Annotated in this window: 12 protein-coding genes; all 12 read left to right on the top strand. The window is 73.1% G+C overall.

Features of this window, described 5'->3' with window-relative positions; all coding sequences use genetic code 11:
- Positions 1-13: 13 nt before the first annotated feature.
- The 12 genes from ACIQCJ_RS31735 to ACIQCJ_RS31680 all read left to right on the top strand — a co-directional run bounded on the left by ACIQCJ_RS31735 (position 14) and on the right by ACIQCJ_RS31680 (position 13049).
- Complete coding sequence (locus ACIQCJ_RS31735; protein ID WP_391048156.1) at positions 14-577, top strand: 3-phenylpropionate/cinnamic acid dioxygenase subunit beta; 564 nt, start codon at positions 14-16, stop codon at positions 575-577.
- Positions 578-626: 49 nt separating this feature from the next.
- Positions 627-941 carry a bifunctional 3-phenylpropionate/cinnamic acid dioxygenase ferredoxin subunit gene (locus ACIQCJ_RS31730; protein WP_355335349.1) on the top strand — a complete coding sequence of 105 codons (315 nt, stop codon included), beginning with the start codon at positions 627-629 and terminating at the stop codon, positions 939-941.
- A complete protein-coding gene (locus ACIQCJ_RS31725; RefSeq protein ID WP_402713269.1) occupies positions 938-2203 on the top strand; it encodes an NAD(P)/FAD-dependent oxidoreductase in 1266 nt (421 codons plus the stop codon). The genes ACIQCJ_RS31730 and ACIQCJ_RS31725 overlap by 4 nt, the downstream gene beginning before the upstream one ends.
- Complete coding sequence (locus ACIQCJ_RS31720; RefSeq protein WP_355335344.1) at positions 2200-3057, top strand: alpha/beta hydrolase; 858 nt, start codon at positions 2200-2202, stop codon at positions 3055-3057. The genes ACIQCJ_RS31725 and ACIQCJ_RS31720 overlap by 4 nt, the downstream gene beginning before the upstream one ends.
- Positions 3057-3869: a 3-(cis-5,6-dihydroxycyclohexa-1,3-dien-1-yl)propanoate dehydrogenase gene (gene hcaB / locus ACIQCJ_RS31715; protein ID WP_391048151.1), complete on the top strand. Its 813-nt coding sequence runs from the start codon at positions 3057-3059 to the stop codon at positions 3867-3869. The genes ACIQCJ_RS31720 and hcaB overlap by 1 nt, the downstream gene beginning before the upstream one ends.
- 210 nt (positions 3870-4079) lie before the next feature.
- Complete coding sequence (locus tag ACIQCJ_RS31710; protein ID WP_402713268.1) at positions 4080-5567, top strand: MFS transporter; 1488 nt, start codon at positions 4080-4082, stop codon at positions 5565-5567.
- A gap of 187 nt (positions 5568-5754) precedes the next feature.
- Positions 5755-6615: a 2-keto-4-pentenoate hydratase gene (locus ACIQCJ_RS31705; RefSeq protein ID WP_402713267.1), complete on the top strand. Its 861-nt coding sequence runs from the start codon at positions 5755-5757 to the stop codon at positions 6613-6615.
- A 95-nt stretch (positions 6616-6710) separates the two neighbouring features.
- On the top strand, positions 6711-7664 hold the full coding sequence (locus tag ACIQCJ_RS31700; RefSeq protein ID WP_402713416.1) for an acetaldehyde dehydrogenase (acetylating): 954 nt from the start codon (positions 6711-6713) through the stop codon (positions 7662-7664).
- Between the two features lies 1 nt (position 7665).
- Positions 7666-8688: a 4-hydroxy-2-oxovalerate aldolase gene (dmpG, locus tag ACIQCJ_RS31695; protein WP_402713266.1), complete on the top strand. Its 1023-nt coding sequence runs from the start codon at positions 7666-7668 to the stop codon at positions 8686-8688.
- A 595-nt stretch (positions 8689-9283) separates the two neighbouring features.
- Complete coding sequence (locus ACIQCJ_RS31690) at positions 9284-10567, top strand: lycopene cyclase family protein (protein WP_402713265.1); 1284 nt, start codon at positions 9284-9286, stop codon at positions 10565-10567.
- A gap of 59 nt (positions 10568-10626) precedes the next feature.
- The gene (locus tag ACIQCJ_RS31685; RefSeq protein WP_402713264.1) at positions 10627-11505 is read left to right on the top strand and encodes a class I SAM-dependent methyltransferase; all 879 of its coding nucleotides are present in this window, start codon (positions 10627-10629) and stop codon (positions 11503-11505) included.
- Entirely contained in the window at positions 11502-13049 is a 1548-nt protein-coding gene (locus ACIQCJ_RS31680; protein WP_402713263.1) for an FAD-dependent oxidoreductase, read from the top strand. Before ACIQCJ_RS31685 ends, ACIQCJ_RS31680 begins: the two co-directional genes overlap by 4 nt.
- Positions 13050-13055 lie beyond the last annotated feature (6 nt).

The raw sequence follows: 13055 nt of genomic DNA, 5'->3' as shown, positions 1-13055 counted from the left end.
CCAGGAGCCCGCGATGACGACTCACGCCGTACCCGCAGCGCGTGCCGTGCCCGCCGCGCACGCCGTCGACCTCGACACGCTGCTGCGGCAGCACGAGGTGGAGCAGTTCTACTCCTACGAGTCGGCGCTGCTCGACGCCCACCAGTACGAGGAGTGGGTCGGCCTCTTCACCGAGGACACCCACTACTTCATGCCGCTGCGACGGACCATGACCAGGCGGCAGTTGCACCTGGAGTTCACCAAGCCCGGCGAGATGGCCTACTTCGACGAGGACAAGCAGTTCCTCCGGACGCGGGCCAAGAAGTTCGCCACCGGGACCTCGTGGGCCGAGGACCCGCCGTCCCGTACCCGGCACCTCATCACCAACGTCCGGGTGACCGAGGACAGCGGCGACGAACTCGTGGTGCAGAGCAATTTCCTGCTCTACCGCACCCGGCTCAAGAGCGACACCGACCAGTGGGTCGGCCGGCGCGAGGACACGCTGCGGCGTACGGAGAACGGGCTCGCGATCGCCAAGCGGTTCGTCTACCTCGACCAGACGGTGCTCCAGTCCGGCAACCTCAGCAACTTCTTCTGACCCCGACCCGCCCCCGCGCGCCGTCCCGCGCCTACCGAAAGGTGCAGCAATGCCGTGGATCCGTGCCTGTTCCGTCGACGAACTCGACGACGGTGACGCACTCCAGATGCCGACGGTGCCGCCCGTCGCCGTGTTCAGGGCGGACGGCGAATTCTTCGCCCTGAACGACACCTGTACGCACGGCCAGTCCTCGCTGGCCGACGGATACGTGGACGGCGACCAGGTCGAATGCGCCTGGCACTTCGCGAAGTTCGACCTCAGGACCGGTTCCGTGCTGTCGCCGCCCGCGTCCCTCCCGCTGTGCACGTACCAGGTGAAGCTGGACGGCGACGACGTCATGGTCGAGATACCGGAGCGGAGTTGAGCACGTCGGCCGTCCCCGGCCAGAGCTGCGTCATCGTCGGGGCCAGCGCCGCCGGAGTCTGCGCGGCCGTGGCCCTGCGCGGCCACGGCTACCGGGGCAGAGTCACGCTGGTCGACGCGGACCCCAACCTTCCCTACGAACGGCCGCCGTTGTCGAAAGGACTGCTCGACGGGGAGTCGGCCGGTCTCGTGCCCATCCAGCCCCCGTCGGTCTACCAGGACCTCGACATCGCGCTGCGGCTCGGCGAACGCGTCGTCGGCATCGATCCGGCCGCGCTCACCGTACGGCTGAGCGGCGGCGACGTCCTCGGCTGCGGGCGGCTGGTGCTGGCGACCGGTGTCGCGGCGCGCCGCCTCACCACGCCCGGCGCCGACGCCGACAACGTCCTGTCGCTCCGGGACGCCGCCGACGCGGTACGGCTCCACGCGCGGCTGGCCCGCGGCGGCCCGCTGGTCATCATCGGCGCGGGCTTCATCGGCCTCGAACTCGCCGCCGTCGCCCGTCGGCGCGGCATCGAGGTGACCGTGGTCGAAGCGCAGCCGTATCCGCTGGCCTCCGTGCTCGGACCGGCCGTGGCGGACCTGATGACGCGGCTGCACCGCGACCACGGGGTGCGGCTGCTGACCGGCGTCACGGTCACGGAATTCCTCGGCTCCCCGGCGGGCGTGGAGGCGGTGCGTCTGTCGGACGGCCGCCGCGTACCGGCCGCCACGGTCGTCGTCGGGATCGGCGTACGCCCGCGGACGGAACTGGCCCGTACGGCACGTATCGACGTCGACGACTGGGGCATCCCCGTCAACGAGTTCGGCCAGACCAGCCGGGCGTGGATCTACGCGACCGGCGATGTCGCGAGCCAGCCGCACCCGCACCTGACCGCCCGCGGCCGGCTCGAGCACTGGGAGGCGGCGCAGCGGCACGGTACGGCGGTGGGCAGCACGATCGCCGGCAGCCCGGTGCGGTACACCGCGCCGCCCTACGCGTGGTCGGACCAGTACGACACCACGTTGCAGATCATCGGACGGCCCCGGCGCAGCGACGACTTCGTCCTCCGGGAGGGCGCGGTACCCGACCGGTTCCTCGCCTTCTGGTTGCGCCACGGCCGGATCGCGGCGGCAGCGGGCATGGGCGCCGCCCGCGAGGTCGGCGTGGTGAAGCGGCTCATCGCGGGAAACGTGCCGGTCGACAGCCGACTGCTGTCCGACCCCGGCCTCGACCTGCGCGGAACACTCAAACAGCACCTCGTGAGAAAGAGCGCGCAATGACGACCGTCACCTCAGAGATCACCCACGACTCCACCTACCGGCTGGTCGACACCGCCGACTACCAGATCCAGATCAACGAAGCCGGTGACGGCGATCCCGTGTTCCTGATCCACGGCACCGGGCCCGGCGCCACCGGCTGGTCGAACTTCGAGGCCAACATCCGCGCGCTCGCCGCCGACTTCCGGTGCGTCGCCGTGACGATGCCGGGCTGGGGCGACTCCAACCCGCAGAGCGTGGCGACCGGACGCGACCAGGGCGCGGCCGTCACGCAGTTGATGGACGCCATGGGCATCGACCGCGCCGCCTTCGTCGGGAACTCCATGGGCGGCGCGATCGGGATGGTCATGGCCACCGAGCACCCCGAGCGGGTCTCGCACCTGGTGACCATGGGCTCGGGCATCTGGGGCGTCAACGTGATGGCGCCGAACGGCATGTCCGAAGGCATCCGGATCATCTTCGACACCTACGAGGACCCCTCACCGGAGAACTTCCAGAAGCTGGTCGAGGTGATGTGCTTCGATCCGGCCCACGCCACCCGCGAGTTGGCCGAGGAACGCTCGCGCACCGCCGTGAGCAGGCCGGAGCACCTGCGCAACTGGCTGGAGGTGATGCGCGCGGGCGTCGGCGCGACCGGCTTCGCGCAGGCGGGGGAGAAGATGGCGCGGTCCGACGTGCCGACGCTGATCATCCACGGCCGGGACGACCGTACGGTGCACTACGAGACCAGCCTGCGCGCGCACGCGGTCATCCCGGACTCCCGGCTGCTGATGTTCGGCCGCTGCGGTCACTGGGCGCAGCTCGAACACGCCACCGAGTTCAACGCCACGGTCAAGCACTTCCTGGAACACCACTGATGGCCGCCGGACAGGGGCGTCTCGCCGGGCTGTCGGTGCTGGTGACCGGCGGCGGCTCGGGACTCGGCCGGGCCGTCGTCGACCGCTTCGTCGCCGAGGGCGCGACGGCCACGGTGCTCGAACGGTCGCCGGAGAAACTGGACAACCTGCGGGAGGCGCACGGCGACCGCGTACGCGGCGTACGCGGTGACGTCACCTCGGGAGAAGACAACACCGCCGCCGTCGAAGCGGCCGTGTCGGCCTTCGGAGGACTCGACACGTTCGTCGGCAACGCGGGCCTGTGGGACTTCGGCCGGGCGGCGCTCGACATGTCGATGGCCGAACTGGAGAGCGGCTACGAGGAATTGTTCGGCGTGAACGTCAAGGGCTACCTGCTCGGCGCCCGGGCGGCGGCCCAGGCGCTCGCCGAGCGGCGGGGATCGATGATCTTCACCCTGTCCAACGCTGCCCTGTACCCACGCGGCGGCGGCGTGCTCTACACCGCGTCCAAACACGCCGGAGTCGGACTGGTCGCGCAGTTGGCCTACGAACTCGCGCCGCGCGTGCGGGTGAACGCCGTCGCGCCGGGCGGGATGGCGACCGATCTGCGCGGGCCGCGCGCCATGGCGCTGGGCGACACCTCCATCAGCGACATGCTGCCGACCGGCGACCGGCTCCGTCGGTACTCCGCCCTCGACCTGGCCCCCAGCGCCGAGGACTACGTCGCCCCGTACGTCCTGCTCGCCTCGCGCGAGGAGTCCGCGACCGTGACCGGCGCGGTCCTCGACGTGAGCGCCGTGGGCACCCCGCGCCGCCCCGACCCCGCGCCGTAACGCTGTCCCGCGCGCCGTCCCACCGCTCCCGGCGGTGACGTGTTTCGGCCGCGTTCCCCCAGGCAGAACGTATTGCTGGCCGCTCACCTGGCCGAATCACATACTCCGGTCACCGGTCGCTCGCCGAGCGGCCCGCCCTCCGCTCGCAGGTGCCGACACCGCGGCGGGGATGGCCCCAGGGGCGTTCATGACATGAGGAGAGGCAGTGCGATGACGCACAGCGAAACACACCACCAGGAAAGACCGCGCGTCGAGAGACCCGTCCGTACCCGCGGGAGGAATCCCCTGATCGCCGTGGCCGCGCTGCTCGGCTTCACCTCGTCCGCGGTGACCTTCATGCTGACCCCGCTGCTTCCCGTGGTGCAGCGCGAGTTCCACCTGACGGTCGGCGACGTCGCGTGGGTGCTCACCTTGCTGCTGATAGGCGGCGGCGTCAGCACGATCCTGCTGCCGCGGCTGGCGGACGTGCTCGGCGACCGCGGAGCCGCGACACTGGGCGCCGCGCTCCTCGCGACCGGCATGCTCGTGCCGGGCATCTCGCACACCTTCCCCGCGATGCTGATCGGCGCGGCGGTCATGGGACTCGGCTCCGCGGCCGGTCAGCTCGGCGTCGGCGTCCTGCGCCGCCACCTGGCGGGCTCCTCGGTGCACACCGCGGTGATCGTCAGCCAGGTCGCACAGGCCGTCGGGGCCGGAGTCGGGCTCGTCGCCGGGGGGCTGGCGCTGAGCCGGGTCTCGATGCAGGACTTCTTCCTGGGCGCGACCGTCGTGTACGTCGTGGTGGGGATCTGCGTCTGGGCCGTCATCCCGTCGAGTTCCCGCGACGCCACGGCCGCGTTCGGCATCGGGAACGTGATCGGCCTGGTCGCCTGGATCGTCCTGCTGCTCTACGGCATCAAGACGGCCGGATCCGACGGCATCTCGTCGGCGAAGGCGATCGGCTTCGCCGCTGCCGGTCTCGCGGGCGGGGCCGTGTGGGTGACGCTGGAGAAGCGGTCGAAGACCCCGGTGTTCCATCTGGCGCTCCTGAGGTCCGGGACCGTCGCGCGGACGGTCGTGGCGGGCTTCACGATCGGCATGGCGATCCAGTCGGTCACCTTCCTCATCCCGTTCTACGTCCAGACGCCCTCCGCCGCGGGATACGGCCTCGGGTACGACGCCCTGGACACCGGGCTGTTGCTGCTGCCCTACTCGCTGCTCGGCGCGCTCGCCGGTATCGGCGCGGGCGTCCTCGGCGCTCGTACCAGGCCGCTGCTGGTGGCGGGGGTCGGCGCGACCTGTCACTGCGCAGCCGCGCTGACCTTGATCCTGGCCATGTCCGGGGGCGCCTCCGTGGCGTCGTTCCTGGTCGCCGCGTGCGTCTACGGCGTCGGCAGCGGCCTGGTGGGCGTCGGACTGTTCAGCTCCATCCAGAGCAGCGTCCGCGCGGAACTCACCGGAATGGGGATCGGAATGATCGGCATCATCATGACGATCTCCGGTGCGCTCGGCCCGGCGGTCTATTCGAGCATCCTCCAGTCGAAGAGTGTCGCCGCCGTCCCCGGGGTGCCGGCCGAGGACCGGTTCCGGATCTGTCTGCTCGTCGCGGGCTGCTGCGACGTCCTGGTCGCCTTCATCTGCTACTCCGCCCGCCGCGGACGGGTGCCCGCGTCCGCGCAGCCGTCCGTCGGCGCACCGGCCGACCAACTGACCAACTGACCAACTGACCTTGTGACCTCCTGACTTCCTGAGGAGGGGCCGGGCCGGGCGACGCTGCCGCCCGGTCCGGCCGGTCACCACCGCGTCGGATGCTCGGCGAAAAGGCACCGACGACAACCTCTGCCAATCATTCGGCCGTCGCCACCGGATCTCCGGTGGCCCCTGTTCTGTTGGGTGGCACACCACCATGGTTTCTTCCCGATCATCCACACGCCCGCACGGGGCCGGCGCACCCCGCCGGCCGGCCGCGGCCGACGAGGCCGCCGTCGCCGCCGCGGCGGCCCGGCTCATCGACGCCGCGGCGCGCGGCGTGCCCTGCGCACCGGTCCGCGACCTGATCGGCGCGGACGACCTGCCGAGCGCCTACGCCGTACAGGCCGCCGTCGCCGCGCACCGCCTGCGGGCCGGCGCCCGCGTCGTGGGGCGCAAGATCGGCCTCACCTCACCGGCGGTCCAGGAGCAACTCGGCGTCGACCAGCCGGACTTCGGCGTCCTCTTCGACGACATGGCGTTCCTCGGCGGTGACACCGTCCCGATCGACCGCGTGACGCAGCCGCGGGTCGAGGCCGAGATCGCGTTCATGCTCGGCGACGATCTGGCCGAAGGCCCGCTCGACCACGCTCAGGTCCGGGGCGCGATCGCCTGGGGTTCGGCGGCCCTCGAAGTGTGCGGGAGCCGGATCGCCGACTGGGACATCAGCTTCGCGGACACCGTCGCCGACAACGCCTCGGCCGGGGCGTACGTCATCGGCCCGCGGCGGCTCTCGCTCGACGCGTTCAGCCCGGTGGAGCAGCGGATGTCGATGTCGATCGGCGGCGACGAGGTCTCCACCGGCACCGGCGCCGCGTGCCTGGGCGACCCCGTCGCGGCGGTCGTCTGGCTCGCCCGGACCGCGCGGGAACTCGGCGATCCGCTGCGCGCGGGGCAGCTCGTGCTGTCCGGCGCGCTCGGTCCGATGCGTCCCGTCGTCGAAGGCGATGTCGTCGTCGCCCGGCTGTCCGGGCTCGGCGCGGTGCAAGTGCGGTTCGGCAAGGGAGAGCGGGCATGACGGAGACAGCGGGCACGCCGCGTACGGCGGACGCGACGAAGACAGCGGGCACGACACGTACGACGGACGCGACGACGGCAACGGGCGCGACGCGTATGGCGGGTGCGGCCAGGACGAAAGTCGCCGTCATCGGATCGGGCAACATCGGCACCGACCTCATGATCAAGGTGCTGCGCAACGCTCGGCACCTGGAGATGGCGGCCATGGTCGGCATCGACCCCGCCTCCGACGGGCTGGCGCGCGCGGCCCGCCTCGGGGTCGCGACCACCCACGAAGGCGTCGACGGTCTGCTGCGGCTACCCGGCGTCGAGGACATCGCCATCGTCTTCGACGCCACGTCGGCCAAGGCCCACGAAGCGAACTCCGCCAAGCTGGCACCGCTGGGCAAGCGGCTCATCGACCTCACGCCCGCGGCGATCGGGCCGTACGTCGTCCCGGCGGTCAACCTCGACGAGCATCTCGCGGCGCCCAACGTGAACATGGTGACCTGCGGCGGCCAGGCCACCATCCCGGTCGTGGCCGCCATCAGCAGGGTGGTGCCGGTGCCGTACGCGGAGATCGTCGCCTCGATCTCCTCGAAGTCCGCGGGGCCCGGCACCCGGGCGAACATCGACGAGTTCACCGAGACCACGGCCGCCGCCATCGAGCGGGTCGGCGGGGCGCGGCGCGGCAAGGCGATCATCATCCTGAATCCCGCGGAACCGCCGCTCATGATGCGCGACACCGTCTTCGCCCTCGTCCGGGCGCCCGACGCCGAGGACCGGGAACGGATCAGCGCGTCGGTGGAGCGGATGGTCGCCGACGTCGCCGCCTACGTGCCCGGCTACCGCTTGAAGCAGCGGGTGCAGATCGACCGCATTCCGGCCGGGCAGCCCGTGCACAGCCTGCTGGACGCCGGGGCCGACAGCCCCACCCACCAGGTGTCGGTCTTCCTGGAGGTCGAGGGAGCGGCGCACTATCTCCCGGCCTACGCCGGGAATCTCGACATCATGACCTCGGCGGCCCTGCGGGTCGCCGAGCGGATCGCCGCGGCGAAGGCAGGAGTCTGAGATGTCGGCTGAGATATTCGTACAGGACGTGACACTGCGGGACGGCATGCACGCCGTACGCCACCGCATCACCCCCGAGGACGTGCGACGCGTCGTCACCGCCCTCGACGCCGCCGGAGTCGACGCGATCGAGGTGGCGCACGGCGACGGACTCGCCGGGGGATCGGTGAACTACGGTCCCGGATCCCACACCGACTGGGAGTGGATCGAGGCAGCCGCGGACGTCCTGCGGCACGCCCGCCTGACCACCTTGCTGCTCCCGGGCGTCGGAACGATCCACGAGCTGAAGCGGGCGTACGAACTCGGCGTGCGGTCCGTGCGCATCGCGACGCACTGCACCGAGGCGGACATCTCCGCGCAGCACATCGCCGCGGCGCGCGAACTCGGCATGGACGTCTCGGGCTTCCTGATGCTCTCGCACCTGGCCCCGCCCGAACAGCTCGCGCGGCAGGCCAAGTTGATGGAGTCCTACGGTGCGCAGTGCGTCTACGTCACCGACTCCGGCGGGCGGCTCACGATGGCCGATGTCGCCGCCCGCGTACGGGCCTACCGGGACGTGCTCGACGACGCCACCGAGATCGGCATCCACGCACACGAGAATCTGTCGCTGTCGGTCGCCAATTCCGTGGTCGCGGTGGAGAACGGCGTCCGGCGCGTGGACGCCTCGCTTGCGGGCCACGGCGCGGGAGCGGGCAACTGCCCGCTCGAAGCCTTCATCGCCGTCGCCAACATTTCCGGATACCAGCACCGCTGCGACCTGTTCCGGCTCCAGGACGCCGCCGACGACATCGTCAGGCCCTTGCAGGACCGCCCGGTGCGCGTGGACCGGGAGACCCTGACCCTCGGATACGCCGGTGTGTACTCCTCGTTCCTCCGGCACGCCGAGGCCGCCGCCGCCCGCTACGACGTGGACGTCCGGACCATCCTCATGGAGTGCGGCAGCCGACGCCTGGTCGGCGGCCAGGAGGACATGATCGTCGACATCGCGCTCGACCTGGTGGCGGCCCAGAGCCCGTCCGTCTGAGACGGCCGCGACCGGCGCGGGCCCGCAGCTGCCCTGCGCGGTGGGGGGAAGCCGGATCGTCGCGGCGGCTGCCCACCGCGCGGGCCGCCGGGGCCCGTCTCCGGCGCGGGCCCACGCCTGAGACGGGCCCCAGCGGCCCCCGAGAGCGCGCACAGCGGGCGCGGCCGTCAACGACGGGTGGCGGCGGGCATGGTGCGCGCGACCCCCAGGACGTGCGCGGCGGATCGCCTGCCGGGAGTCGCCGGTCTTCGGGGAGATCCACGAAGAGAGCTGTCGGCGCTTCGGCCACGAACCTGTCGCCGTCCCGGCCGGTGAAGCGGCCGACCGGGCGGCGTCGCTCGCGGACTCCATCGCGCGGCTCGTGTGAGGCCCGCCGCCAGCAGCCGCGCCCAACACCCGCCCCCCACAGCTGTCTTGCGCGATTCCCAGGGCGGCCGGTCCCGGTGGATCGCTCCTCGTACGGCATCCCCATTCGCGTGATCGCCGCTCGCCGCGCGCCCCGCGTGCATCCAACCGGGCCTTCGCTGCGGAAAGATCTGCAACGCGGCAGCCGGGCCCGGACGGCCAGGTGTTCGTCGCGCCGGGAGGAGCACGAGTGCGGGACGCGGACGTCGTGATCGTGGGTGCGGGCGCGGCCGGGCTCTCGCTGGCCCACCGGCTGTGCGCGCCCTCGGCCGCCCGGCACCGGCCCGCCGTGGTGCTGGTCGACGCGCCGTCCGGTCCGCTGCGACCGCCCGAGCGCACCTGGTGCTTCTGGGAGCCGCCCGGCGGCCCGTACGACGCGGTCCTGGCCGCCTCCTGGGACCGGTTGCGGGTCCGGGGACCCGACGGCTCGGCCACCGTGGCGGATCCCGCGCCGTTCCGCTACAAGATGCTGCGGTCGGGCGCCTTCGAACGGCTGGTGGACGAGCGCCTGTCGGGACCGGACGGCTGCCGCCGGATCGAGGCGACGGTCGAGGCCGTCCAGGACACGGCCACCGGCGCGCGGGTCTCCGGGCACGACACGGCAGGTCGGCCCCTGGAGCTGAACGCCCGCTGGGTCTTCGACTCCCGCCCGCTCCCACGGCTCCCCGCGGCCCGCACGACGCTGCTCCAGCACTTCAGGGGCTGGTTCGTCCGGACCGCGGACGACGCCTTCGCCCCCTCGGTCGCCGACCTGATGGACTTCCGCACACCGCGTCCCGCGCACGGGCTGTCCTTCGGCTACGTGCTGCCGCTCGGGCCACGGCAGGCGCTCGTGGAGTACACGGAATTCTCCGCCGGGGTCCTGGACACGGCGCGGTACGACGCGGCGCTGCGGCACTACACCGACGACGTGCTGAGGCTCGGCCGGTTCGAGGTGACCGGCGTGGAGCAGGGCGTGATCCCGATGACCGACGGGCGGTTCACCCCGCGCGCCGGGCGTTCGGTGTTCCGGATCGGCACGGCGGGCGGCGCGACCCGCGCGTCGACCGGTTACACCTTCGCCGCCGTCCAGCGGCAGACCCGGGCCGTCGCCGACGCCCTCCTGACCGGCGATCCCACGGTCGGCGGCCGGCCGCGCCGCGCCCCCGTACCGCCCTCCCCGCACTCGCGCCGCTCCCGGGCGATGGACGCCGTCATGCTGCGGGCGCTGGACACCGGGCGGGTGGACGGCGCGGACTTCTTCACCGGGCTGTTCCGCCGGGTGCCGACCGAGCGTCTGCTGCGCTTCCTCGACGGCGGCTCAGGACCGGGGGAGGACTTCCTGATCGGCCTGAGCACCCCGGTCGCCCCGATGCTGCGGACCGTGGCCGAACTGCCCTTCCTGCGCAGGCGCGAGCCCGGCGAATCTGTCGCCCGCAGACCCGACCCGCCTCCCGTCGCGCCCGTGAGCCGCCGCCCCGGTGCGGCCCCTTGATGCCGCCCCGCCCCGACGCCGCCCGCCCCGATGCCGCCCCCCAACAGGAAGTCCGCCCCATGCCCCTGCTGCGAGACGACGAGCTGTCGTCGGCGTTCGACCACGGCTCCGCCCGCTACGACCGGCTGACCGCGATGAACCCCGGCTACCACGCGCACCTGCGCCGCTCCGCCCGGCGGCTGCGGCTGCCGCACGGCGGGGCCGGGCTGCGCCTGCTCGACCTCGGCTGCGGCACCGGCTCCTCGACCGCCGCGCTGCTCGCCGCCGCTCCGCTCGCCGAGATCACGGCGGTGGACGCCTCCGCCGGGATGCTGGAGCGGGCGGCCGCCAAACGCTGGCCCGCCACCGTCTCCTTCCTCCACGCGCCCGTGGAGAAGCTGGCCGAAGGTGGCTTCGTCACCGGGCGGTTCGACGCCGCGTTCGCCGCGTATCTCGTGCGCAACGTCGCCGACCCTGACCGCGTCCTCACCGCCGTCCGCGACCGGCTCCGCCCCGGCGGCCGACTGGCCGTGCACGAGTACGCGCTCGGCGGGAGCGCCGCGCACCGGGCGGTCTGGGCGGGGGTGTGCAAGGGCGTCGTGCTGCCCGCAGGACGGCTCACCGGCGACGCCGGTCTCTACCGCCACCTCTACACCAGCGTCGTCGCGTTCGACACGGCCGCCGCCCTCGGCGACCGGGTGCGCCGCGCCGGATTCGGCTCCGTCCGCGTCCTGCCGCTGCCCGGCTGGCAGACCGGCATCACCCACACCGTGCTCGGCCGCGTACCCCAGGACCCGCCGCACGCCGAGCCGGAACAGGGGCCACCCCACCCGCCCCGAAGTCTGGCCCAGCCGCAGCCGCAGCCGCAGCCGCAGCCGCAGCCGCAGCCGCAGCCGCAGCCGCAGCCGCAGCCGCAGCGTCAGCGTCAGCTCCGCAACCAGCACGGGGACCCGCGGTGACCGGGCGCCCCGCCGCGCCCCGCCGTGGCCGCGACCGGCGCGCCCGGACGATTCCCGCGCTGCCCGGCCGCCCCCGCTTCGGCGCCGACGCCCCCGAGGTCGCCGTCATCGGAGGCGGCATCGCCGGGCTCGCCGCCGCCACCGGCCTGGCGGAGCGCGGCGCCCGGGTCACCTTGTACGAGCGCGAGCGCGGCCTCGGCGGACGACTGGCCGGCTGGTCCACCGACTTGGCCGACGGCTCACCGGCCACCATGAGCCGCGGCTTCCACGCCTTCTTCCGCCAGTACTACAACCTGCGCGGCCTGCTCCGCCGCGCCGACCCTTCCCTCGGCATGCTCACCGCGCTGCCCGACTACCCGCTGCGGCACAGCAGCGGCCTGTACGACAGCTTCGCGCGCGTCCCGCGCACCCCGCCGTGGAGCGCCCTCGGCTTCGTCGCCCTCAGCCCCGCCTTCGGCTGGCGGGACCTGCTCCGGATGAACCCGGCCGCCGCCCTGCCCCTGCTGGACGTGCGCGTGCCGCAGGTCTACGCACGCCTCGACACGGTCAGCGCCGCCGACTTCCTGGCCCGTATCCGCTTCCCCGACGCCGCGCAGCACCTCGCCTTCGAGGTGTTCTCCCGCAGCTTCTTCGCCGACCCGCGTCAACTCTCGGCCGCGGAGCTGGTCCTGATGTTCCACATCTACTTCCTCGGTTCCAGCGAGGGCCTGCTCTTCGACGTCCCCGACGAGCCGTACCCCCAGGCGCTGTGGGAGCCGCTCGGCCGCTACCTGGAAGGCCACGGCGCGGACGTGCGCACCGGCACCGAAGTGAGCGCGGCCGGGTCGTCGGGGCCCGACGGCCCGACGGTCACCGCCGACGGCAGGACGCGGCGCTTCGACGCCCTCGTCCTCGCCCTGGACAGCGGCGGCCTGCGCCGCCTGGCCGCCGCCTCGCCCGGCCTGTGCGACGCGCCGTGGCGGGAGCGGACCGAACGGCTGCGCACCGCGCCGCCGTTCCTCGTCTCCCGGCTCTGGCTGGACCGCCCGGTCGCCGCCGACCGGCCGGGTTTCCTCGGCACCAGCGGCTTCGGCCCGCTCGACAACATCAGCGTGCTGGAGCGCTGGGAGGGCGAGGCGGCGCGCTGGGCGGCCAGGACCGGCGGCTCGGTGGTCGAACTGCACGCGTACGCCTACGCTTCCGACGACCTGCCCGCCGCCCAGGAGCGGCTGGTGCGGCAGATGCACCGGGTGTATCCGGAGACGGCGCACGCCTCGATCGTCGACCAGCGGCACGAATGGCGCGCGGACTGCCCGTTGTTCCCGGTGGGCGGCTTCCACGACCGGCCCACCGTCCGCACCCCGCACCCGACCGTCACGGTGGCGGGCGACGCGGTCCGCACCGACCTCCCGGTCGCCCTCATGGAACGCGCGGCGACCACCGGCTTCCTGGCCGCCAACGCCCTGTTGGAGCGGTGGGGCGTGCGCGGCCAGACGCTCTGGACGGTCCCGGAGCGGGGCCGCTCGGCCGTACTGCGGGCGCTGGCGGCCCTCGGGGACACGTGACGGGCC

This window comes from Streptomyces sp. NPDC093221 (genome assembly GCF_044753885.1).
Taxonomy (GTDB): domain Bacteria; phylum Actinomycetota; class Actinomycetes; order Streptomycetales; family Streptomycetaceae; genus Actinacidiphila.
Note: the sequence above shows the minus strand (reverse complement) of the source record. Positions and strands in the feature narration are given on the sequence as shown.

Coding starts and splice junctions, on each gene's coding strand:
- ACIQCJ_RS31735 (WP_391048156.1), top strand. CDS start 14: ATGACGACTCACGCCGTACCCGCAGCGCGTGCCGTGCCCGCCGCGCAC.
- ACIQCJ_RS31730 (WP_355335349.1), top strand. CDS start 627: ATGCCGTGGATCCGTGCCTGTTCCGTCGACGAACTCGACGACGGTGAC.
- ACIQCJ_RS31720 (WP_355335344.1), top strand. CDS start 2,200: ATGACGACCGTCACCTCAGAGATCACCCACGACTCCACCTACCGGCTG.
- hcaB (WP_391048151.1), top strand. CDS start 3,057: ATGGCCGCCGGACAGGGGCGTCTCGCCGGGCTGTCGGTGCTGGTGACC.
- ACIQCJ_RS31710 (WP_402713268.1), top strand. CDS start 4,080: ATGACGCACAGCGAAACACACCACCAGGAAAGACCGCGCGTCGAGAGA.
- ACIQCJ_RS31705 (WP_402713267.1), top strand. CDS start 5,755: ATGGTTTCTTCCCGATCATCCACACGCCCGCACGGGGCCGGCGCACCC.
- ACIQCJ_RS31700 (WP_402713416.1), top strand. CDS start 6,711: ATGGCGGGTGCGGCCAGGACGAAAGTCGCCGTCATCGGATCGGGCAAC.
- dmpG (WP_402713266.1), top strand. CDS start 7,666: ATGTCGGCTGAGATATTCGTACAGGACGTGACACTGCGGGACGGCATG.
- ACIQCJ_RS31685 (WP_402713264.1), top strand. CDS start 10,627: ATGCCCCTGCTGCGAGACGACGAGCTGTCGTCGGCGTTCGACCACGGC.